Below are 20,607 nucleotides of genomic sequence, written 5' to 3' on the forward strand. Positions count from 1 at the left end.
AAACTGGGAATAACGCCTTAAATGGCGAAGAAACGGTCTAAATAGGCTGATTCAAGGCATTTACGGGAGAAAAGATCGGCTCAAACTGAAAAAATGAAATGACTGAGTCAGCCGAGAAGAATTTCCCCGCTTATTCGCACCTTCCTGAAGACAATGATTTTTAAAATAGATTTTTTATATGTTTTGAACAAACAAAAACGGCGCCTTAACGACGCCGTTTTTAATATCAATCAACCCAACCAAGATCACTGCAGCAGCGAGATATCCGCCACTTGCAGGAACAGGTTGCGCAGGTTGTTCAGCAGTGCCAGACGGTTGGCCTTGAGGGCCTCGTCGTCGGCCATCACCATGACTTCGTTGAAGAAGGTATCGACCGGCTCGCGCAGGGCGGCCAGACGGGTGAGGGCAGCCTGATAGTCACCGGCAGCGAACAGCGGGGCCAGTTCGGCTTGCAGTTCGGCAACCTGGGTGGCCAGCGCCTTCTCGGCGGCATCGACCAGCAGTTCCGGTTTGACGGCAGTCGGCAGTTCGCCTTCGACCTTGGCCAGAATGTTGCTCACGCGCTTGTTGGCGGCTGCCAGTGCCAGTGCGGCATCCAGGGTGCGGAAGTGGCTGACGGCCTTGACGCGACGATCGAAGTCGAGCGGACGGGTCGGGCGGCGGGCCAGTACGGCCAGCACCACATCAGCACCGATGCCTTCGTCCTGATAGGCGGCGCGGAAGCGGCCCAGCATAAAGTCGACCACGTCGGTGACGACGGTTTTGTTGGTCAGCTTGTCGCCGTAGACGCGTACCGCTTCTTCAACCAGTTCAACCAGATCCAGATCCAGCTGCTTCTCGGTCATGATGCGCAGGGCACCGATGGCGGCGCGACGCAGGGCGAACGGGTCCTTGTCACCCTTGGGCAGCATGCCGATGCCGAAGATACCGGCCAGGGTGTCGAACTTGTCGGCCAGCGCGACGGCGCAGGCAACCAGACCGGACGGCAGGGCATCACCGGCAAAGCGCGGCATGTACTGCTCGTTGAGGGCCACTGCAACCGCTTCGTCTTCGCCATCGTGACGGGCGTAGTGCATCCCCATGACACCCTGGGTGTCGGTGAACTCGCCGACCATGTTGGTCATCAGATCACACTTGGAGAGCAGACCGGCACGCTTGGCCTGAGCCACGTCGGCACCGATGCGCTCGGCGATAAAGCCGGCGACGGTCTCGATGCGCTCGACCTTGGCCTTGACGGTGCCCAGCTGTTGCTGGAACAGCACGGTTTCAAGGCGCGGTAGGCGGGAGGCCAGGGTCTGCTTGAGGTCGGTCTTGAAGAAGAACTCGGCGTCGGACAGACGGGGGCGAACCACCTTCTCGTTGCCGCTGATGATCTGGCTCGGGTCTTTCGACTCGATGTTGGTGACGAAGATGAACTTCGGCAGCAGCTTGCCGTTCTTGTCATAGACCGGGAAGTACTTCTGGTCACCCTTCATGGTGTGCACCAGCGCCTCGGCTGGCACGGCCAGGAACTTCTCTTCGAAGTTGGCGGTCAGCACCACAGGCCACTCGACCAGGGCGGTGACTTCTTCCAGCAGGGCGTCGTCCAGATCGGCCACGCCACCGAAGGCGGCTGCGGCCGCTTCGACGTCAGCCTTGATCTTGGCCTTGCGCGCCATGAAGTCGGCAATCACCATGCCGCGCTCCTGCAGGATCTGCGGGTACTGGCTGGCGTTGTCGATGGTGAATTCACTCTCGCCCATAAAGCGGTGGCCGCGAAGGGTGCGGGCAGAGTCGATACCCAGAATGTGGGCGGGTACCAGATCCCCATCCAGCAGCAGGGTCACGGTGAAGACCGGACGCACGAACTGGATGGTCTTGTCGCCCCAGCGCATCATTTTCGGGATGGGCAGTTTGGCCAGTGCGGAGGCGACCAGCTCACCCAGCAGATCGACGGCCGGACGGCCTTCAACCTTGGCGGTGTGAACCAGCCACTCGCCCTTGTCGGTGACCAGACGCTCGGCCTGCTCAACGGTGATGCCGTTGCCACGGGCCCAGCCTTCGGCAGCCTTGGTCGGCTTGCCTTCGGCATCGAACGCCTGGGAGACGGCCGGGCCGCGCTTCTCGACGCTCTTGCTCGGCTGTTCGCCAGCCAGCTCGCTCACTTTCAGCGCCAGACGGCGCGGTGAAGCAAACCACTCGACGTCGCCGAAGGCCAGATCGGCCTTGGTCAGTTCGGCTTTGAAGTTGTCGGCAAAGGCTTCGGCCAGGGAGCGCAGGGCTTTGGGCGGCAGCTCAGCAGTACCGATCTCTACCAGAAATGTATGTTGTGCCATGTCCGTTCCTTAACCTTGCTTGTGCTCGTTGCTGCCACGTTGGCACATCGGGAAGCCCAGCGCTTCGCGGGAGGCGTAGTAGGCCTCGGCCACGGCCTTGGTCAGGGTGCGAATGCGCAATATGTAGCGCTGACGCTCGGTGACCGAGATGGCCTTGCGGGCATCCAGCAGGTTGAAGGAGTGCGCGGCCTTGAGGATGCGCTCATAGGCGGGCAGCGGCAGCGGCTTCTCTAATGCCAGCAGGCTCTGGGCTTCCTTCTCATACTGCTCGAAGCAGTGGAACAGGAAGTCCACGTCGGCGTGCTCGAAGTTGTAGGTGGACTGCTCCACCTCGTTCTGGTGGAAGACGTCGCCGTAGGTGGTCTTGCCCAGGGGGCCGTCAGACCAGACCAGGTCGTAGACGCTGTCCACGCCCTGGATGTACATGGCCAGACGCTCGAGACCGTAGGTGATCTCGCCGGTGACCGGCTTGCACTCGAGGCCGCCCACCTGCTGGAAGTAGGTGAACTGAGTCACTTCCATGCCGTTCAGCCACACTTCCCAACCCAGACCCCAGGCGCCCAGGGTCGGGTTTTCCCAGTTGTCTTCGACGAAGCGGATGTCGTGGATCTCGGGATCCATGCCCAGCTCCTTCAGGGAGCCGAGGTAGAGTTCCTGAATGTTGTCGGGGGAAGGCTTGATGATCACCTGGAACTGGTAGTAGTGCTGCAGGCGGTTCGGGTTCTCACCGTAGCGGCCGTCGGTGGGACGGCGGGACGGTTGAACGTAGGCGCAGGCGATGGGCTCAGGGCCCAGGGCGCGCAGGCAGGTCATGGGGTGGGAGGTACCGGCACCCACTTCCATATCCAGCGGCTGAATGATGGTACAGCCCTGGCGGGACCAATAGTCCTGCAACTGCAGGATCAGGCCCTGAAAGGTTTTGACATCGAATTTTTGCATAGTGTTTTTCGCGCGAAATGAAATCAGAGCAAGATTTGCTGAATGTGAACCGAGGGAGTATACCGTCTGGCATGGTCGGATAATAGGCGAAATTACAGGGGATTAGTGGGGCTATGCTGCTGCTTGCCCTATGATGTCGCCAGCGGAAGCGGCCTGCCGATGGCCGATGAAATGACAGGGGAGAGGAAATGGAACTGCGCTGCGCCTGGGTGACCAAGGACCCGGAATACATCGAATACCATGACAAGCAGTGGGGCAGGCCGGTGTATGACTCCCGCGAGTTGTTTGCCAAGCTCTGCCTCGACGGCCAGCAGGCGGGGCTGTCGTGGATCACCATCCTCAAGCGCACCGAGAGCTACCATCGCGCCTATGCGGACTTCGATCCGGTGCGCATCGCCCGGTTCGACGACCAGGATGTGGAGCGGCTGATGCAAGATACCGGCATCATTCGCAACCGGCTCAAGGTACAGTCGATCATCAAAAACGCCCGCGCCTATCTGGCGCTGGAGGCCGAAGGCATCGACTTTGTCGATTATCTGTGGGGCTTCGTGGGCGGTGCCCCCATGGTCAACCAGCGCCAGGGGAATGGCGACATTCCGGCGACCTCGCCGGAGTCGGATGCCATGTCAAAAGCCTTGAAAAAACGCGGCTTTACCTTCGTCGGCAGCACCATCTGCTACGCCTTTATGCAGGCGGTGGGCATGGTGAACGATCACCTGGTGACCTGCCCCTGCCACGCCGAATGCCAGCAAGCGATGCCGGAGTGAATGGGGGAGTGAGCGAAGAAGGGAGGCCTGGGCCTCCCTTCTTCTTTGAGCCCGAATCAACAGGGTTGAAGGACCTGGCTCAGCGCCTCGCACACCTCGAGGATGTCTCTGCCGGGGCTTGCAAGGCCACCTGTGTCACCCTGGTCGGTGCCTCGGGAGGCCGGTGGTTGCCATGATGAACGAGCATGGCTGGCTGGTCCCTGCCATGCCAGAAGCCGCCACCGTGGGGAGCCCATTTTCGCTGTCGGTACAGCCGGCATACAGTCGTGGCTGCCCAGAATCGGGATATCCATCACGAGGATTTCCCTATGTCACTGAATTCATTCCGCCCCCGTACCCTCGCCAGCCTGCTGCTGGCCAGTTGCTCCCTGCTGGCGACCCTGCCTGCCCAGGCGACCGATCGCCAGGACTCCCGCGACGTGCGCCAGGAGGTGCGTCCCGAGATCCGCGACGCCAAGCAGGATTGCCGCGAGAACGACCAGAAGGACAACTACGAGTGCCGCCAGGACAAGCGTGAGGTGAAGCAGGACGTGCGCGAGAAGGCCCGCGACGTCAAGTACTGATCCCCGTGACCGCCCCGACGTCAGTCCATCCATACAGGAGCCTCGACATGAAAACCTCAACTCCTCGCTTTGGCCGTAACGCGTTGCTGTCAGCCCTGCTGGCCGGTTGCACCCTGTTGGTGGCCTTGCCGGCCCAGGCCACCGAACAAGCCCAGCAGCGCCGCGACGCGCGGGATCTGCGCCAGGAAGTCCGCCAGGAGTCCCGCGAACAGAAGCGCGACTGCCGCCAGGAAGAGTTCCTTGGCAATGCAGACTGCCGTCAGGAGCATCGCCACCACAAGCAAGATGCCCGTGAAGCGGCTCGTGATATCAAGTATTGAGGCCGGGATCGTTACCCCCGCCGTCAACCCTTATTGGAGTTCCCATGACCATTGCCATCTCTCGCCTGGGCGCCGCCCTGCTGACCGCCTGCACCCTGTTCGCCGCCGTACCGGCCCAGGCCACCAACTAGGGCGAGCAGCGCCAGGATGCCCGTGACATCCGCCAGGACAGCCGTCAGGAGTCCCGCGATGCCAAGCAGGAGTGCCGCGAGGGGCTGGTCGGCAATGCCGACTGCCGCCAGGACCATCGCGACAGCAAGCAGGACGCCCGCGACGAGGCACGCGACGTCAAGTACTGATGTGCCGGGCCCCCACCGGGCTCGGTGTATAATTGAGAGACGCCGATCCGCTGCGTTTTATCCCTTTCAGGAGTCATCATGAAGAAATTTGTATTCATGCTGCTGGCGGCCACCGCCCTGTCGACGGTACTGCCCGTGCAAGCCACCGAGCAGGCCAGGCAGCGGCGCGAGGCCCGCGATGTGCGTCAGGACACCCGTCAAGAATCCCGCGACGCCAAGCAGGAGTGCCGCGAGGGGCTGGTCGGCAACGCCGACTGCCGCCAGGAGCACCGCGAGAACAAGCAGGAAGGGCGAGACCAGGCCCGCGACATCAAATATTGATGCCCGACCTGCAGGGTGCAGGTTCCGCCATCTTTGCGCCACAAGGAGACCCGGTTTCCTTGTGGCGCTTTGTCGATCCTCAGCGTCACACTCTGGCGTCTCTCTGGGTTAGAATGCGCGGCCATCGGCTAGCGTCGTTCTTTTTCGGAGATTTTTCATGCATTTCAAGAAACTGGTTCCTGCCCTTGCCCTGACCATCGCCATGACAGGCTGCACCACCAACCCCTATACCGGTAAATCCCAGACCTCCAAGGGTGCCTGGGGCGCACTGGCCGGTGCCGCCACCGGCGCTGCCGTGGGTGCGCTCTCCTCCAGCAAGGGGGATCGCAAGAAGGGCATACTGACCGGCGTGGCCGCCGGTGCGGCCCTGGGTGGCGGTATCGGTTACTACATGGATGTGCAGGAAGCCAAGCTGCGCGAGAAGCTGCAAGGCACCGGGGTCAGCGTGACCCGCAACGGTGATCAGCTGATCCTCAACATGCCGAACAACGTCACCTTCGACAGCTCCAGCGCCCAGCTGAAGGCGGCCGGTGCCAACACCCTATCCGGCGTGGCCATGGTGGTGGCTGAGTTCGACAAGACCCGGCTGAACGTGGTCGGTCACACCGACAGCACCGGCTCCCGCGAGCTGAACATGAAGCTCTCCCGCGATCGCGCCGATGCCGTCGCCGCCCAGCTGATCGGTCAGGGCGTGGCGGGCAGCCGCATCGCCATCAGCGGCGTGGGCCCGGATCAGCCGGTGGCCACCAACAGCACCGCCGAGGGCAAGGCCCAGAACCGCCGGGTGACCATCACCCTGACCCCGACCGCCTAAGCGGCCCGGTTCGCGCCAAATAAAGAGGCCCCGCCAGTCATGGCGGGGCCTCTTGCTATCTCAAGCCAGGGAAATCTTAGACGGCGGCGGTCAGCTGCACTTCCACCTTGTAGCCTTCGTGGGCGAGGCGGGCCTGTACGCAGGCTCTGACCGGGGCTGTACCCGCCGGGATCCAGGCGTCCCACTGGGCGTTGAAGGCTCCGATATCGGCGATGTCTTTGAGATAGATGTTGACCATCAGTATCTTGTCGACGCCGGAGCCGTTGGCTTCCAGCAGACGCTGCAGGCTCGCCAGCACCTCGCGGGTCTGCTGGTGAATGTCGGCGGTCTCGGTGGCGGGCACTTCCACCACATAGAGGGTGCCGTTGTGGATGACAACATCAGACCAGCGGGCCGTGGTGCCGATTCGGGTAATCGTCATGGATTGCTCCGGTACTGGGCTTATTGACCCTTGCGGATCAGATAGCGATAGGGGGCCTGCTCTGTCTCGCTGGCGACCAGGGTGTGGTCCATGAAGCGGCAGAAGCTGGGAATGTCGCGGGTGGTGGAGGGATCGTCGGCGCAGACCAGCAGGGTCTCTCCCTCGGCCATCAGCCGCACTTTCTTGCGAACCATCATCACGGGTTCCGGACAACGAAGCCCGATTGCGTCCAACTCATGAGTTGCGTCGCAGAATAAAGCACTCATCAATAATCAACCTTCAACCAATTCAGCCAGCAATGATACTCACGGCGAAAAAATAATCAAACCACGGTGCGGTTATGCAGCATATGATACCAAAATGTGAACCGGCTCTACCCAGGCTCCGCTCGATGAGTAATATAAAAATTGAACCATATTCAACAAGGAGGTGTGAATATGCAGGTCTCCTACGGCAGATTGCAAGCCTACGCGGGCATGGGGTTCTTGTCGTTCGCCATGATAGTGCTGGGCAGCCCGATCGGTAATACCGGTACCTGGTTCGGCTCCATGGTGATGATAGGGCTGGGGCTCTGGATCGAGCTCAGCGACTATTACGACGAGGATGAGGACGAGAACGATCCCTCCTGAGAGCCAGGCTCTCGGCATTCAAAGGCGGACAGGTTCCGCCTTTGTCATTTCTGCTCCGCGCCGGATCGGGTCGAGCGCATGGCGCGCTCCAGCTGCAGCGCCGTCTGCTCCGGGTTGGTCCTGGCATCGTTGAAGAAACTGCTCAGTACATCCATGATCCCCTGACGCATGTTGGTCGGCACCGCCATCCCCTCCGCCATGCTGGGCAGCAGGTTGTCCTGCTGCTCGGCGTGGAGGAAATCCTGATAGGAGCGGATGGCGCAGCGGTCAAACTTGCTCATGTCCGGCTTGATGAGCGCCGGAATGGACCCCTTCACCCGGTTGAACTCCTCCTGGAATCTCGGCGTCATCAGCAGCCTGGCCAGCTCGCCCTGGGCCTGCAGCTGGGCGGGGTCCCGCTGCTTGAACATGGCGATGGAGTCGAGGTTGTAGCTGAACAGCCCGGCACTGCCGGGGCTCGGCAGGCACTCGATATCCTCACCGGGCCGGTAGTTGCCGGCGCTCAGCTCCCCCTTGACCCAGTCTCCCATCACCTGCATGGCGGCACCGCCGCTCTCCAGCAGGTTGGTGGCCTGGTGCCACTTCAGGCCGGCGTATTTCTCCGGCACATAGGCGCGCAGCTGCTGGAAGCGGGTCAGTACCCGCACCATGTCGGGGCCGGTCAGGGTGGCGCTGTCCTGCTCGAGGAAGGCCTTGCGATAGAAGGTCTTGCCCCCTTCGCCGAGGGCTACCGTCTCGAACAGCACCGCGAGCTGCCAGGGTTCGTTGCCGATGGCGAGCGGGGTGATGCCTTTCTCCTTGAACTGTTCCGCCACCGCCACGAACTGGGCCCAGTCGGTGGGAGGCCTGAGCCCCAGCCGCTCGAACGCCTTGCGGTTGAGCCACAGCCAGTTGACCCTGTGGATGCCGGTGGGCACCGCCATCAGGGCGCCGTTCTGGCTCAGGGTCTCCCGCACCATGGGTGGCAGTTGCGGGTACCAGCCGAGGTGTTCGGCCATGGGGGTGAGATCGCGCAGGAAACCCAGACTGCCCCACTCGTGCAGCTCGTACCCCTTGAGGTGGGCCGCCTCCGGCGGGTTGGCCGCCAGGGCCCGGCTCTTGAGCACCGTCATGGCGCTCTTGCCGCCCCCGCCCTGCACCGCGAAGTCGTTCCACTGGTTGCCCTGCTCGGCCCATTCCGACTTGAGCACTTCCACCGCCTTGGCCTCGCCGCCGGAAGTCCACCAGTGCAACACCTCCACCTGGGAGGCGCCGACGGGCAGGGAGAGCAGGGCGATGACAGAAAACGACAACCACTTCATACATTACTGCCTTGGTAGGGAGAGGGTGGCCTGCAGGCCGCCCTGGGGGCGATTTTCCAGCACCAGATCGCCGCCGTGGGCGTGGGCGATGTTGCGGGCGATGCCAAGGCCCAGCCCGGTCCCGGAGGGGTCGTTGCTGAGGCGATAGTAGGGCTCGAAGATGCGTTCGAACTGATCTTCCGGCAGGCCGGGGCCCTCGTCCATGATGAAGAGGATCAGCATCTCCTCGTCATCCATGATGATGACGCGCACCCTCTGGCCGTACTTGATGCCGTTGTCCACCAGGTTGCCGATGCAACGCTTGAGAGCCAGCAGCTTGCCGCGGTAGGGCCACTTGCAGTGCCCCTCTATGGTGAGCAGATCCTCGTGCAGGTTCATGGACTCCGCCATCTGCTCCAGCAGGGCGTTGATGTCGATCTGCTCGAGGTTCTCGTGGATGTCGGTCTCCTTCACCGTCTGCAGCGCCCCTTTCACCATCAGCTCCAGCTCGTCGAGATCCTTGTTGAACTTGGCGATCTGCACCTCGTCGTCCAGCAGCTCGACTCGCAGCCGCAGCCGGGTGATGGGGGTTTTGAGATCGTGGGAGATGGAGCTGAACAGCCGCTCCCGATCGTCGATGAAGCGGCGGATGCGTTGCTGCATGATGTTGAAGGCGCGGGTCGCGGCCACGATCTCGGAGGCTCCCTCCTCTTTGAGCGACGGCTGGTCGATGTCCTTGCCGAGGTTGACCGCCGCCTTGGCCAGCCGGCGCAGGGGGCGGGTCTGCCAGCGCACCAGCATGAAGGTGAAGAAGCAGAGGAAGACCGTCATCAGGGCGATGAAGCGCACCTGGTTGCTCGGCATCACGGTGTCATCGAGCGTCATATAGGGAGCGGGCAGCAGGGCCGCCAGGTAGAGCCACTCTCCCGGCTCTATCTCGATCTGGGTCACCAGCACCGGCGGATTGATGGGCTCCAGTGACAGGGTGTAGCGGGCCCAGGAGGAGGGGAGGTCCGCCAGCAGGGTGTCGTTGTTGAAGACGTGCAGCTCCTCGGGACGGGAGAAGTCCACCTTGATGGCCATGGCGTCGGAGAGCTTGCGGGTCAGCACCTCCTGCACCTCCTTCAGCACCAGCGTCTTGCGCTCGCTGTCGGGGATGGCGCTGATGTGGATCTCCTCCTCGTTCAGGGACACGAAGAAGCGGCTGCCCCCCATGTTGCGCAGCTGATCCAGGGCGATGTGGCGGTATTGCAGGGGCAGGGACTTGAAGAAGTTGACGGTGGAGGCGGCCGACAGCGCCAGGTTGCGGGTGGTGCTGAGCATGCCCTCCAGCTCGCGCTTCTGGATCTGCTGCATCCAGATGCCGGTGAGTATGGTCTGGGAGAGCAGGATGGCGAGCAGCAACAGCAGCAGCATCCGCGACAGCAGGGAGCGGGGCACCAGGGCCCGCCAGAACCATCTCGTTCTCACGGATTTTCGCGCCTCTTGTCGATCAGCATGGGGTGGTTACCTCTGCGCCTTGCCGTTGACCCGTCATGGGCCTCTCTTTTGCCGTTCAAGGCCACTCGTGCCTCTCGCCGTACAGCCTGCCTGTTACGGGATCTCGTGGACTTCGGCGATCAGCATGTAGCCGCTGCCGCGTATGGTCTTGATGATGCGCGGGCTCTTGCCGTTGTCACCCAGCTTCTGGCGCAACCGGCTGATCTGCACGTCGATGCCGCGCTCCATGGGCAGGCTCTCGCGACCGCGGGTGGCGTCCGAGATGGTATCCCTGTCCAGCACCACGCCGGGCTGCTGCAGGAACATGCCGAGCAGCATGGCGTCGCTGCCGGAGAGGTCCAGCAGGCTGCCGTCGTCGTGGGTCAGCTGGTGGCTCAGGGTATCCAGGGTCCACTCGGCGAAGCGCAGCCGGCGGCTCGGCTCCTTCTCTTTTTCCGGCTGGCGGAATTCGGCGCGGCGCAGCAGCGCCTTGATGCGGGCCTGCAGCTCGCGCGGGCTGAACGGCTTGGCGATGTAGTCGTCGGCGCCAAGCTCCAGGCCGATCACCCGGTCCGCCTCGTCGGAGGCGGCGGTCAGCATGATGATGGGTACCTGGGAGTCGCGGCGGATCTGCTGGCAGAGGGTAAAGCCGTCGTCGCCGGGCATCATGATGTCCAGAATGATGAGGTCCGGGCTGTGCTGGGCGAGTTGCTGGCGCATCTCGTTGCCCTCTGCCGCGGTCAATACCTGAAAGCCCGCCCGGGTCAGGTATTCGTTGAGCAGCTCGCGGATCTCCTGATCGTCGTCGACGATCAGCAGTTGTTTGCTCGTTGACATATGTATGTGCATCCACCCATTTTTTTGTGCAGATTGAACCTGTCGGGGGAGCAAAAAGCAAGCAAGGCCCCCCTCTAATGTGAAGTTATGGGCAATATAGCCCCCGGATTGACCCCGATCGCGGGAAAAGAATAAAAAAGGCCGACCCAAACGGGCCGGCCAACACGCAGATTCCGACGACAGGAGTGCACCCCGTGTGGCGCACTCCACAGACTCGATAACGGGGTCGCAAAGGCGGCCCCAACACCTGTGATGGGGCCCGCTGCGCCGGGATGCAGGGGCGGGCCCGTGTCTGTTGTTTCCCCCTGACCGGCGAGCCGGCCAGGGCGTTACTTACACTCGTTCGAAGACGGTGGCGATGCCCTGACCCAGACCGATGCACATGGTGGCAACCCCCAGGGTCGCATCCTTCTCCTCCATCAGATTGATGAGGGTTGTGGAGATGCGGGCGCCGGAGCAGCCGAGGGGGTGACCCAGCGCAATGGCGCCGCCGTTCAGGTTCACCTTCTCGTCCACCAGATCCTGCAGACCCAGGTCTTTCACGCAGGGCAGGGACTGGGCGGCAAACGCCTCGTTCAGCTCGAACAGGTCGATGTCGCCGACGGTCAGACCGGCACGTTTGAGCGCCTTCTGGGTGGCCGGCACCGGGCCGTAACCCATGATGGCGGCGTCACAGCCGGCGATGGCCATGGCACGTACCTTGGCGCGCGGTGTGAGGCCGAGGGCCTTGGCTCTGTCCGCGCTCATCACCAGCATGGCGGCGGCACCATCGGACAGCGCCGAGGAGCTGCCGGCGGTGACGGTGCCGTTGACCGGGTCAAACACCGGGCGCAGCTGGCTTAAGCCATCGACCGTGGTCTCCGGGCGGATCACCTCGTCGTAGTCGTAGAAGAAGCGGGCGCCGCTGGCGTCATGGCCTTCCAGTCCGACGATCTCCCTGGCAAAGCGCCCTTCCACGGTGGCGGCATGGGCGCGGCGATGGGAGCGGGCGGCAAACTCGTCCTGCTGCTGGCGGCTGATGCCGTGCAGCTTGCCGAGCATCTCGGCGGTCAGCCCCATCATGCCAGAGGCTTTCGCCACCGACTTCGCCATGCCGGGGTGGAAGTCGACGCCGTGGCTCATCGGCACGTGACCCATATGCTCGACGCCGCCGATGATGAAGATATCCCCATCACCCACCGCAATGGCGCGGGAGGCGTCGTGCAGCGCCTGCATGCTGGAGCCGCACAGGCGGTTGACGGTGACCGCCCCCACCTGCTTGGGAATACCGGCCAGCAGGGCGGCGTTGCGGGCGATGTTGAAGCCCTGCTCCAGGGTCTGCTGCACGCAGCCCCAGTAGATATCCTCGATCTCGTTCGGGTCGAGGTTGGGGTTGCGCAGCAGGATGGATGTCATCAGGTGCGCGGACAAGTCTTCTGCACGCACGTTGCGGAAGGCGCCGCCCTTGGACCGGCCCATCGGGGTCCGGATACAGTCGACAATGACTACGTCTTTCATGAATGGATCTCCTTTCCGCAATCAGTAGAAGGTTTTGCCCTGGGCGGCCATCTCGCGCAAGCGGTCGCTGACGCGGTAGAGCGGGCCCAGGTCGGCATACTGGTCGGCCATGGCCACGTAGCGATCCAGACCAATGGTGTCCAGATAGCGGAACACGCCGCCGCGGAAGGGAGGGAAGCCCAGACCGTAGACCAGCGCGATGTCGGCTTCGGCTGGCGTGGCGACAATGCCCTCTTCCAGGCAGAGCACCACCTCGTTGATCATCGGGATCATCATGCGGGCGATGATGGCCTCCTTGTCGAAGTCCTGCTTCGGCTTGACGATGGGGGCCAGCAGCTCGTAGCTGGCTGCGTCGGCCACCTTCTTCGGCTTGCCCTTCTTGTCCTGCTCGTAGGCGTAGAAGCCCTTGCCGTTCTTCTGACCGAAGCGGCTGGCGTCATACATTACGTCGATGGCGGTACGACCTTCCTTGCTCATGCGCGCCGGGAAGCCCTGCGCCATCACGTCACCGGCGTGGTGGCCGGTGTCGATGCCGACCACATCCAGCAGGTAGGCAGGGCCCATGGGCCAGCCGAACTCCTTCTCCATCACCTTGTCGACGGCGGCGAAGTCGGCGCCATCGGCGACCAGCTTGTTGAAGCCGAAGAAGTAAGGGAACAGCACGCGGTTCACGAAGAAGCCGGGGCAGTCGTTGACCACCACCGGGGACTTGCCCATGGCGGCGGCGTAGGCCACCACGCGGTTGATGGTTTCATCGGAAGTTTGCTCGCCGCGGATGATCTCCACCAGCGGCATGCGGTGCACCGGGTTGAAGAAGTGCATGCCGCAGAAATTCTCGGGACGCTTCAGGCTCTTGGCCAGCAGGGAGATGGGGATGGTGGAGGTGTTGCTGGCGAGCACGGCGTCTTCGCCAATGATCCCTTCCACTTCGCCCAGTACGGCGGCCTTCACTTTCGGGTTCTCGACCACGGCTTCGACCACCACGTCCACATGTTTGACGTTGTCATAGCTGAGGGTCGGCGTGATGGCGGAGAGCACCTGGCCCATCTTGATGCCGTCGATGCGACCGCGCTCGAGCTGGCCGTTGAGCAGCTTGGTGGCCTCATTCATGCCAAGTGCCAGCGCTTTCTCGTTGATGTCCTTCATCACCGCCGGGATGCCTTTGCTGGCAGACTGGTAGGCGATGCCACCCCCCATGATGCCGGCACCCAGCACGGCGGCATGGCCGGTGGCCTTGTTTGCCTGCTTGGCGGCCTTCTTGGCCAGCGCCTTGATGTGCTGATCGTTGAGGAAGATACCGACCAGCGCCTTGGCCACGTCGGTTTTCGCCAATTTGATGAAGGTGGCGGCCTCGGCGGCCAGCGCTTCGTCACGGCCCATGCCGGCGGCGGCTTCCACCGTCTTCACGGCGGCCATGGGGGCCGGATAGTGTTTGCCCGCCACGGCGGCAACCATGCCGGCGGCGGTGGTGAAGCTCATCATGGCTTCCAGTTTGGAGAGGCGCAGCGGGGCCTTCTTGGCGGCGCGGCGGCCCTGCCAGTCCAGCTTGCCCTTGACCGCGTCCTTGATCATCTGCACGGCGGCGCTGTGCAGCGCGTCCGGGGCGACCACGGCATCGATGGCACCCACCTTGAGGGCGTCATCGGCACGGTAATCCTTGCCGGTGGTGATCCACTCCAGCGCGTTGTCGGCCCCGATCACCCGCGGCAGACGGACAGTACCGCCAAAGCCGGGCATGATGCCGAGTTTGGTCTCGGGCAGGCCGATTTTGGCGCTGGTATCAGCCAGGCGGAAATCGGTGGAGAGTATCGTCTCGCAGCCGCCACCCAGGGCGTGACCTTTGATGGCGGAGAGGGTAGGCACCGGCAGATCTTCGATGGCGTTGAAGATGTCGTTGGCCTTTTTCAGCCAGCCGAGCAGGTCTTCTTGCGGCAGATCGAACAGTTCCAGGAATTCGGTGATGTCGGCGCCGACGATGAAAGCGTCTTTGCCGGAGGTGAGGATCAGACCCTTCAAATCGGCTTGTTGCTGTAATGCGGCGATCGCTTCGCTCAGGGAGAGCAGGGTAGCGCGATCCAGCTTGTTGACTGAACCCGGGGCATCGAACCTCAGCTCGGCAATGCCGTCTTCGAGGTAGCTGACCGTCAGGGTTTCGCCTTGGTAGATCATGAGAGTGTCTCCTTGTTCCCACTCTGTGGGGAATGGTGCTCCTTTATCCCCAGCAGGGGGCGAGGCTCACTATTGATCCAAAAGGAGACATTTTCAACACCTATTTAAAACATTTGTTTAACAGTTATCGAGTAAAAGCTCTTCATCACAAAACGGGCAAAAAAGAGGCGCCTTGCGGCGCCTCCGATGGAGATGAGCGTGGTATCAGCTAGCCAGTTCCGGCCGGTTGCGATACTGGTTCAAGACCTCGGGATCGGCGAGGGCGTGGGTGTTGTTGACGGGGCGGTTGTGCACCACTTCCCGCACCGCCAGCTCCACTATCTTGCCGGACTTGGTGCGGGGGATGGCATCCACCTGCAGGATGCGGGCAGGCACATGACGGGCGGTGCAGTGCCGCTTGATCTGCTGGCAGATCCGCTCACGCAGCCCGTCGTCCAGCTTGCAACCCGTCTTGAGCTTGACGAACAGCACCACCCGCTCGTCCTGTTTCCATTGCTGGCCGATGACGATGCTCTCCTCCACCTCGTCGAGTTGTTCCACATAGCGGTAGATCTCGCTGGTGCCGATGCGCACGCCGCCCGGGTTGAGGGTCGCGTCGGAGCGGCCGTAGAACAGGATGCCGCCGGTCGGGGTCAGCTCGATCCAGTCCCCGTGGCACCAGATGTTGTCGAACCGCTCGAAGTAGGCGGCGTGGTACTTGTCGCCATTTTCGTCACCCCAGAAGTAAATGGGCTGGGCCGGGAACGGCTTGGTACAGACCAGCTCGCCCTTCTCACCCAGCACCGGCTGGCCCGCCTCGTTGAATACCTGCACCGCGAGACCAAGGCCGCGCCCCTGGCTCTCGCCGCGATAGACGGGGCTCAAGGGGTTGCCGATGACGAAGCAGGAGCAGATGTCGGTGCCGCCGGAGATGGAGCTGAGCTGCACATCCTGCTTTATCTGCTGGTAAACATAGTCAAACCCCTCCGGCGACAGCACGGATCCGGTGCTGCAGATGAGGCGCAAGGCAGGCAGGTCGTGGGTCTTGATGGGGGCATAACCCTGCTTGTGCAGCGCATCGAGATACTTGGCCGAGGTACCGAACAGGGCGACCTCTTCGTCTCGTGCGAGATCCCATAACACGTTGCCATCCGGGTAGAAGGGGGAACCATCGTAGAGCACCAGGGTGGCGCCGGAGGCGAGGGCGCTCACCAGCCAGTTCCACATCATCCAGCCACAGGTGGTGAAGTAGAAGATGCGCTCCCCCGGCTTGATGTCGCAGTGCAACTGGTGCTCTTTCAGGTGTTGCAGCAGGGTGCCGCCAATGCCGTGCACGATGCACTTGGGTTTGCCGGTGGTGCCGGAGGAGTAGAGGATATAGAGCGGGTCATTGAAAGCCATGGGCTCGAAGGCGAGCTGGGCATCATGCTGGCTTGCCAGCACTTGCTGCCAGTTGTGACCAAGCTGCAGCGGGTTGCCGAGCAGGGGGATCAGCACCGTCTGCTCTAGGCTGTCGAGCTGACCGACGACGCTGGCCACTTTGTCCTGAATGTCGATGGCCTTGCCGCCGTAGCGGTAGCCATCCACCGCGAACAGCACCCTGGGACGGGTCTGGCCGAAGCGCTCCACCACGCTGGCCTCGCCAAAATCGGGGCTGGTGGAGGTCCAGATCGCGCCGAGGCTGGTGGTTGCCAGCATGGCTACCACGGTTTCCGGGATATTGGGCAGGTAGGCTGCGACCACATCACCCCGGCCTATGCCCTGGCTGCGAAGCCACTGGGCCAGGCGGGCGACCTGATCTGCCAGCTGATGCCAGCTCAGGGTCCGGCTTGGGCCCCCTTCGATGCGGGAGATGATGGCCGGGCTCTCATCCTGACGGCGCAGCAGGTTCTCGGCGAAGTTGAGCCGGCTGTCGGGGAACCAGCGGGCGCGCTGCATATCCTGGCGGTTCTCCGCCACAATGTTGCCAAGCTCGCCCTTGACGCCGCAGTGCTGCCACACCAGGGGCCAGAAGCGGGTGGTCTTCTCCACCGACCATTGATACAGGTCGGCATAGCTGCGCAGTTGCAGGCCATGGAAGTGATTGACCTCGGCCATGAACTGGTGGAGGTTGGAGTGCTGCATCCTGTCCTGATCCGGTGTCCACAGACAAAGGTTTTGCATGAGTCGTTCCTGACGGCTGATATCTACTGTCTGTGGGCAGTGTATTGAATTGTTCTTTGTTTGTTAATTGTCTGTTTTATGTTCATAACAAAAAGCCTGTAACCTATGCGTTACCTCACGAAGCGAAAGTCGGGTGGCTCGAGCCTTGATTCGCTTGATGTTATGCTGAAGTCACATTCGCCCGGAGCAGGACGCCATGAGCAGTTACAGCCAACTTTTTGCCCAGCATCTCGACACCCTTCAGCAGCGTACCCGCGACATACTGCAACAGCAGGGACTGAGCGGTCTGGCCATCCACTCCGGCCAGACCCACCGCATCTTCCTCGATGATCAGGATTATCCCTTCAAGGTGAATCCCCAGTTCAAGGCCTGGCTGCCGGTGCTGGACAACCCTCACTGCTGGTTGCTGGTGGATGGTGTGAGCAAGCCGGTGCTGCTGTTCTACCGGCCGGTGGACTTCTGGCACAAGGTGGCGGAGTTGCCCAACGCCTTCTGGGTCGACTTCTTCGACATTCGCTTCCTGACTCGCCCGGAGCAGGTTGCCGATCACCTGCCGGCCAACAAGCAGGAGTGGGCCTATCTGGGCGGCCATCTGGAAGTGGCCGAGCTGCTGGGACTGGGCCAGCCCAATCCGGAGGCGGTCCTCAACTACCTGCACTACCACCGTGCCTACAAGACGCCCTATGAGCTGGAATGTCTTCGCGATGCCAACCGCATCGGCGTGCGCGGCCACATCGCGGCCAAGGACTCCTTCATGGCGGGGGCGAGCGAGTTCGAGATCAACTTGGCCTACATGAAGGCGGTCGGACAGGGGGCCAATGAGGCGCCCTACGGCAACATTGTTGCCATCAACCGCAATGCGGCCATCCTGCACTACACCCATCTCTCCACCCAGCGGGTGCCCGATGCGGAGCGTTACTCCTTCCTCATCGATGCCGGAGTGGACGTGCACGGTTATGCCTCCGACATTACCCGGACTTGGGCCTGGCGCCGCGGTGAGTTCGCCGATCTGATTGCTGCGCTGGATGCACAGCAACAGGAGATCATCGACGAGATCAAGCCGGGCCGCCGCTACAGCGAGCTGCACCTGCAGATGCACCACAGGCTGGCGCGCCTGCTGCAAGCCACCGAACTGGTAGACATGTCGGTGGACGAGATGATCCACACCGGGGTGACCAATGTCTTCTTCCCCCACGGTCTCGGCCACTTCCTCGGCCTGCAGGTACACGATGTCGGCGGCTTCATGCAGGATGAGCGCGGCACCCACCTGGCGGCCCCCGAGCAGTTCCCTTATCTGCGCTGCACCCGGGTGATGGAAGTGGATCAGGTCTTCACCATAGAACCGGGTCTCTACTTCATCGACAGCCTGCTGGAGCCGCTGCGCCAGGGTGAGCAGGGCAAGCGGGTCAACTGGAACAAGGTGGAGGCGCTGCGTCCCTATGGTGGCATTCGCATCGAGGACAACGTGGTGCTGCATGCCAACGGGGTGGAGAACCTGACCAGACAAGCAGGGCTCTGATGGCGACGGATTACCCCATACCGGCAGCTCCACTGGAGGTGAGCGAAGAGATCAAGAAGAGCCGCTTCATTACCTACATCGCCCACACTCCGACCGTCGAGGCCGCCAAGGCCTGGATAGACGAGATCAAACAGCAACACCCGGGAGCCCGGCATCACTGCTGGGCTTTTGTCGCCGGCGCCCCGCAAGACAGCCAGGTTTATGGTTTCAGTGATGATGGCGAACCCTCGGGCACGGCGGGCAAACCCATGCTGGCCCAGTTGATGGGGGCCGGTCTGGGTGAAGTCGCCGCCGTGGTGGTGCGCTATTACGGTGGAGTGCTGCTGGGGACCGGTGGCCTGGTCAAGGCCTATGGCGGTGGTGTGGGGGCAGCACTCAAGCAACTTGAAACTTGTATCAAGCGTCAGCTGACCTCTTCCGTGATCCAGTGTGACTACACCGACATGGGGGCCGTGGAGTCCCTCATCTCTGCCCATCAAGGGCAGTTGCTGGTGGCCGATTATGGTGCCAGCGTCACCCTTCAGGTAGCGTGGGAGTCTGCGCTCTGGGCCCGTATCGCACAGGAATTGACCGACCGGACCCAGGGTCGGGTATCCCTTCGTCCCTTAGATGGCTAGAATCCATCGCTCTTTTAGTCTGAAGAGGGAGCCGGAATGCAGATTCTGAGCATCATTCGTATCGTCGGTCTGCTGGTTGCCCTGTTCAGCTCGACCATGCTGCTGCCCGCGATGGTCGCTTTTGGGTATCGTGATGGCGGTGGTACCGAGTTCGTCAACTCCTTCGTCATAGCCCTCCTGCTCGGCCTCCTGCTCTGGTTCCCCAACCGCCACCAGAAAAAGGAACTCAGGTCCAAGGAAGGCTTCCTCATCGTGGTGCTGTTCTGGGTGGTGCTGGGGAGCGTGGGTGCCGTCCCCTTTATCATCAGCGACGTGCCGAACATGTCGGTCTCGGAGGCATTTTTCGAGTCGTTTTCCGGCCTGACTACCACGGGCGCAACGGTGCTGACCGGGCTGGACAATCTGCCCAAGGCGTTTCTCTTCTACCGCCAGCTGCTGCAATGGCTCGGTGGCATGGGGATCATCGTGCTGGCGGTGGCCGTGCTGCCACTGCTGGGTATCGGGGGCATGCAGCTCTATCGCGCCGAGATCCCGGGGCCCGTCAAGGACAACAAGGTGACCCCGCGCATCGCCGAGACGGCCAAGGCGCTCTGGTTCATCTATCTGTTGCTGACTTCCCTCTGCGCTCTCGCCTACTGGATGGCGGGGATGACGTTGTTCGATGCCATCTGCCACTCCTTCTCCACCTTGTCGGTGGGGGGGTTCTCGACCCACGACGCCAGCATCGGTTTCTTCGACAGCCCGGCCATCAACCTGATCACAGTGGTGTTCCTGCTGCTGGCGAGCGTCAACTTCGCGCTTCACTTCATGGTGTTTGCCCACAAGCCGGTGCGCGTGAGCAGTTATCTGCGTGACTCCGAGCTCAAGGTGTTTCTGAGCATCCAGTGCGTGCTGGTGCTGATCTGCTTCGTCTCTCTGCTGTTCCACGGCCACTACGATACCTGGCAGGATGCGCTCAACCATGGCCTGTTCCAGGCGGTGTCGCTGGGCACGACCACGGGGTACAGCACCACCAGCTATGCGGATTGGCCCTCCTTCCTGCCCATGCTGTTGATGTTCTCTGCCTTCATCGGCTGTTGTGCCGGCAGTACCGGGGGGGGCATCAAGGTGATGCGTTTCATGATCCTGTTCCTGCAGGGGATGCGTGAACTCAAACGGCTGGTGCATCCGCGGGCCATCTACACCTTGAAGCTGGGACGCCGCGCCGTACCGGAACGGATCGTGGAAGCGGTCTGGGGCTACTTTGCCACCTACATCATTCTGTTCTTCATCTTTATGCTGTTGCTGCTGATGACGGGGCTGAACGAAGTGACGGCCTTCTCCGCCGTGGCTGCGGCATTCACCAACGTGGGGCCGGGTCTGGGGGAGGTGTCGGCCAACTTCGGCAATATCTCGGCCACTGCACAGTGGATATTGATCGTGGCCATGTTGTTTGGTCGATTGGAAATCTTCACACTTCTGGTACTGTTTACTCCTGCATTCTGGCGTAGTTGAGGTTGGTATGGACAAGATTTTGGTGCTTTATTCTTCCCGGGACGGGCAAACGCGGAAAATCGTGGATGTCATGCTGGAGGAAATATCAGGATGCGAAGTGGTGATGCACGACCTGCACACCCTGCCCATGTGCAACCTCAGCAAGTATGCCAAGGTGTTGATTGGCGCTTCCATTCGCTACGGTA

Annotated in this window: 20 protein-coding genes; 10 read left to right on the top strand and 10 right to left on the bottom strand. The window is 62.0% G+C overall.

What is annotated here, in order from left to right; genetic code table 11:
- Nucleotides 1–245 precede the first annotated feature (245 nt).
- Both glyS and glyQ read right to left on the bottom strand, forming a co-directional pair.
- Entirely contained in the window at nt 246–2,315 is a 2,070-nt protein-coding gene (glyS, locus tag J9893_RS02765; RefSeq protein WP_143238233.1) for a glycine--tRNA ligase subunit beta, read from the bottom strand.
- A 9-nt stretch (nt 2,316–2,324) separates the two neighbouring features.
- A complete protein-coding gene (gene glyQ / locus J9893_RS02770; protein WP_143238232.1) occupies nt 2,325–3,254 on the bottom strand; it encodes a glycine--tRNA ligase subunit alpha in 930 nt (309 codons plus the stop codon).
- A gap of 188 nt (nt 3,255–3,442) precedes the next feature.
- On the opposite strand from glyQ, the gene J9893_RS02775 reads away from it, so the two are divergent.
- From J9893_RS02775 to J9893_RS02795, 5 genes are all read left to right on the top strand, one after another.
- The gene (locus tag J9893_RS02775) at nt 3,443–4,021 is read left to right on the top strand and encodes a DNA-3-methyladenine glycosylase I (protein WP_143238231.1); all 579 of its coding nucleotides are present in this window, start codon (nt 3,443–3,445) and stop codon (nt 4,019–4,021) included.
- 308 nt (nt 4,022–4,329) lie between these two features.
- Nucleotides 4,330–4,584: a hypothetical protein gene (locus J9893_RS02780; RefSeq protein ID WP_042074040.1), complete on the top strand. Its 255-nt coding sequence runs from the start codon at nt 4,330–4,332 to the stop codon at nt 4,582–4,584.
- A gap of 47 nt (nt 4,585–4,631) precedes the next feature.
- Entirely contained in the window at nt 4,632–4,904 is a 273-nt protein-coding gene (locus J9893_RS02785) for a hypothetical protein (RefSeq protein WP_143238230.1), read from the top strand.
- Nucleotides 4,905–5,281: 377 nt separating this feature from the next.
- Nucleotides 5,282–5,524, top strand: a complete 243-nt coding sequence (locus J9893_RS02790; protein ID WP_042074043.1) for a hypothetical protein — start codon at nt 5,282–5,284, stop codon at nt 5,522–5,524.
- Nucleotides 5,525–5,681: 157 nt separating this feature from the next.
- Nucleotides 5,682–6,338 (top strand): OmpA family lipoprotein, encoded by a 657-nt coding sequence (locus J9893_RS02795; RefSeq protein ID WP_210599915.1) that lies wholly within the window; start codon nt 5,682–5,684, stop codon nt 6,336–6,338.
- 76 nt (nt 6,339–6,414) lie between these two features.
- Here the strand turns inward: J9893_RS02795 and J9893_RS02800 are convergent, their stop codons facing one another.
- Together J9893_RS02800 and tusA are read right to left on the bottom strand one after the other, a co-directional pair.
- Complete coding sequence (locus J9893_RS02800; RefSeq protein ID WP_143238228.1) at nt 6,415–6,759, bottom strand: RidA family protein; 345 nt, start codon at nt 6,757–6,759, stop codon at nt 6,415–6,417.
- A gap of 20 nt (nt 6,760–6,779) precedes the next feature.
- Nucleotides 6,780–7,025, bottom strand: coding sequence for a sulfurtransferase TusA (gene tusA / locus J9893_RS02805; RefSeq protein WP_043763965.1), 246 nt, complete (start codon nt 7,023–7,025; stop codon nt 6,780–6,782).
- A 171-nt stretch (nt 7,026–7,196) separates the two neighbouring features.
- On the opposite strand from tusA, the gene J9893_RS02810 reads away from it, so the two are divergent.
- Nucleotides 7,197–7,388: a hypothetical protein gene (locus J9893_RS02810; protein ID WP_010672410.1), complete on the top strand. Its 192-nt coding sequence runs from the start codon at nt 7,197–7,199 to the stop codon at nt 7,386–7,388.
- Nucleotides 7,389–7,432: 44 nt separating this feature from the next.
- Here J9893_RS02810 and J9893_RS02815 read toward each other — a convergent pair whose 3' ends face one another.
- From J9893_RS02815 to J9893_RS02840, 6 genes are all read right to left on the bottom strand, one after another.
- Nucleotides 7,433–8,689: an ABC transporter substrate-binding protein gene (locus tag J9893_RS02815; RefSeq protein WP_143238227.1), complete on the bottom strand. Its 1,257-nt coding sequence runs from the start codon at nt 8,687–8,689 to the stop codon at nt 7,433–7,435.
- A gap of 3 nt (nt 8,690–8,692) precedes the next feature.
- Nucleotides 8,693–10,138, bottom strand: a complete 1,446-nt coding sequence (locus J9893_RS02820) for an ATP-binding protein (protein ID WP_042074051.1) — start codon at nt 10,136–10,138, stop codon at nt 8,693–8,695.
- Between the two features lie 123 nt (nt 10,139–10,261).
- Nucleotides 10,262–10,984 carry a response regulator transcription factor gene (locus tag J9893_RS02825; RefSeq protein WP_042074053.1) on the bottom strand — a complete coding sequence of 241 codons (723 nt, stop codon included), beginning with the start codon at nt 10,982–10,984 and terminating at the stop codon, nt 10,262–10,264.
- A 333-nt stretch (nt 10,985–11,317) separates the two neighbouring features.
- Nucleotides 11,318–12,502, bottom strand: a complete 1,185-nt coding sequence (fadA, locus tag J9893_RS02830; RefSeq protein ID WP_210599914.1) for an acetyl-CoA C-acyltransferase FadA — start codon at nt 12,500–12,502, stop codon at nt 11,318–11,320.
- On the bottom strand, nt 12,503–14,650 hold the full coding sequence (fadB, locus tag J9893_RS02835) for a fatty acid oxidation complex subunit alpha FadB (protein ID WP_210599913.1): 2,148 nt from the start codon (nt 14,648–14,650) through the stop codon (nt 12,503–12,505).
- A gap of 204 nt (nt 14,651–14,854) precedes the next feature.
- Entirely contained in the window at nt 14,855–16,792 is a 1,938-nt protein-coding gene (locus J9893_RS02840; RefSeq protein ID WP_210599912.1) for an acetoacetate--CoA ligase, read from the bottom strand.
- A gap of 196 nt (nt 16,793–16,988) precedes the next feature.
- On the opposite strand from J9893_RS02840, the gene pepQ reads away from it, so the two are divergent.
- From pepQ to J9893_RS02860, 4 genes are all read left to right on the top strand, one after another.
- Nucleotides 16,989–18,311, top strand: a complete 1,323-nt coding sequence (pepQ, locus tag J9893_RS02845) for a Xaa-Pro dipeptidase (RefSeq protein WP_210599911.1) — start codon at nt 16,989–16,991, stop codon at nt 18,309–18,311.
- On the top strand, nt 18,311–18,928 hold the full coding sequence (locus tag J9893_RS02850; protein WP_010672418.1) for a YigZ family protein: 618 nt from the start codon (nt 18,311–18,313) through the stop codon (nt 18,926–18,928). Before pepQ ends, J9893_RS02850 begins: the two co-directional genes overlap by 1 nt.
- A gap of 36 nt (nt 18,929–18,964) precedes the next feature.
- Nucleotides 18,965–20,422, top strand: a complete 1,458-nt coding sequence (locus J9893_RS02855; protein ID WP_042881326.1) for a TrkH family potassium uptake protein — start codon at nt 18,965–18,967, stop codon at nt 20,420–20,422.
- A gap of 7 nt (nt 20,423–20,429) precedes the next feature.
- A partial coding sequence (locus J9893_RS02860; RefSeq protein WP_282597906.1) for a flavodoxin domain-containing protein occupies nt 20,430–20,607 on the top strand: 178 nt, incomplete at its 3' end.

Origin of the sequence: Aeromonas sp. MaB10011B, from assembly GCF_017939325.1 — a bacterium.
Taxonomy (GTDB): Bacteria; Pseudomonadota; Gammaproteobacteria; order Enterobacterales; family Aeromonadaceae; genus Aeromonas; species Aeromonas caviae.

What these genes read in the sequence shown, in the direction of transcription:
- J9893_RS02800 (WP_143238228.1), bottom strand. Translation starts at nt 6,759, where the DNA reads ATGACGATTACCCGAATCGGCACCACGGCCCGCTGGTCTGATGTTGTC.
- fadB (WP_210599913.1), bottom strand. Translation starts at nt 14,650, where the DNA reads ATGATCTACCAAGGCGAAACCCTGACGGTCAGCTACCTCGAAGACGGC.
- glyS (WP_143238233.1), bottom strand. Translation starts at nt 2,315, where the DNA reads ATGGCACAACATACATTTCTGGTAGAGATCGGTACTGCTGAGCTGCCG.
- J9893_RS02855 (WP_042881326.1), top strand. Translation starts at nt 18,965, where the DNA reads ATGCAGATTCTGAGCATCATTCGTATCGTCGGTCTGCTGGTTGCCCTG.
- J9893_RS02795 (WP_210599915.1), top strand. Translation starts at nt 5,682, where the DNA reads ATGCATTTCAAGAAACTGGTTCCTGCCCTTGCCCTGACCATCGCCATG.
- pepQ (WP_210599911.1), top strand. Translation starts at nt 16,989, where the DNA reads ATGAGCAGTTACAGCCAACTTTTTGCCCAGCATCTCGACACCCTTCAG.
- J9893_RS02840 (WP_210599912.1), bottom strand. Translation starts at nt 16,792, where the DNA reads ATGCAAAACCTTTGTCTGTGGACACCGGATCAGGACAGGATGCAGCAC.
- J9893_RS02785 (WP_143238230.1), top strand. Translation starts at nt 4,632, where the DNA reads ATGAAAACCTCAACTCCTCGCTTTGGCCGTAACGCGTTGCTGTCAGCC.
- glyQ (WP_143238232.1), bottom strand. Translation starts at nt 3,254, where the DNA reads ATGCAAAAATTCGATGTCAAAACCTTTCAGGGCCTGATCCTGCAGTTG.
- J9893_RS02810 (WP_010672410.1), top strand. Translation starts at nt 7,197, where the DNA reads ATGCAGGTCTCCTACGGCAGATTGCAAGCCTACGCGGGCATGGGGTTC.
- J9893_RS02780 (WP_042074040.1), top strand. Translation starts at nt 4,330, where the DNA reads ATGTCACTGAATTCATTCCGCCCCCGTACCCTCGCCAGCCTGCTGCTG.
- J9893_RS02850 (WP_010672418.1), top strand. Translation starts at nt 18,311, where the DNA reads ATGGCGACGGATTACCCCATACCGGCAGCTCCACTGGAGGTGAGCGAA.
- tusA (WP_043763965.1), bottom strand. Translation starts at nt 7,025, where the DNA reads ATGAGTGCTTTATTCTGCGACGCAACTCATGAGTTGGACGCAATCGGG.
- J9893_RS02825 (WP_042074053.1), bottom strand. Translation starts at nt 10,984, where the DNA reads ATGTCAACGAGCAAACAACTGCTGATCGTCGACGACGATCAGGAGATC.
- J9893_RS02775 (WP_143238231.1), top strand. Translation starts at nt 3,443, where the DNA reads ATGGAACTGCGCTGCGCCTGGGTGACCAAGGACCCGGAATACATCGAA.
- J9893_RS02790 (WP_042074043.1), top strand. Translation starts at nt 5,282, where the DNA reads ATGAAGAAATTTGTATTCATGCTGCTGGCGGCCACCGCCCTGTCGACG.
- J9893_RS02815 (WP_143238227.1), bottom strand. Translation starts at nt 8,689, where the DNA reads ATGAAGTGGTTGTCGTTTTCTGTCATCGCCCTGCTCTCCCTGCCCGTC.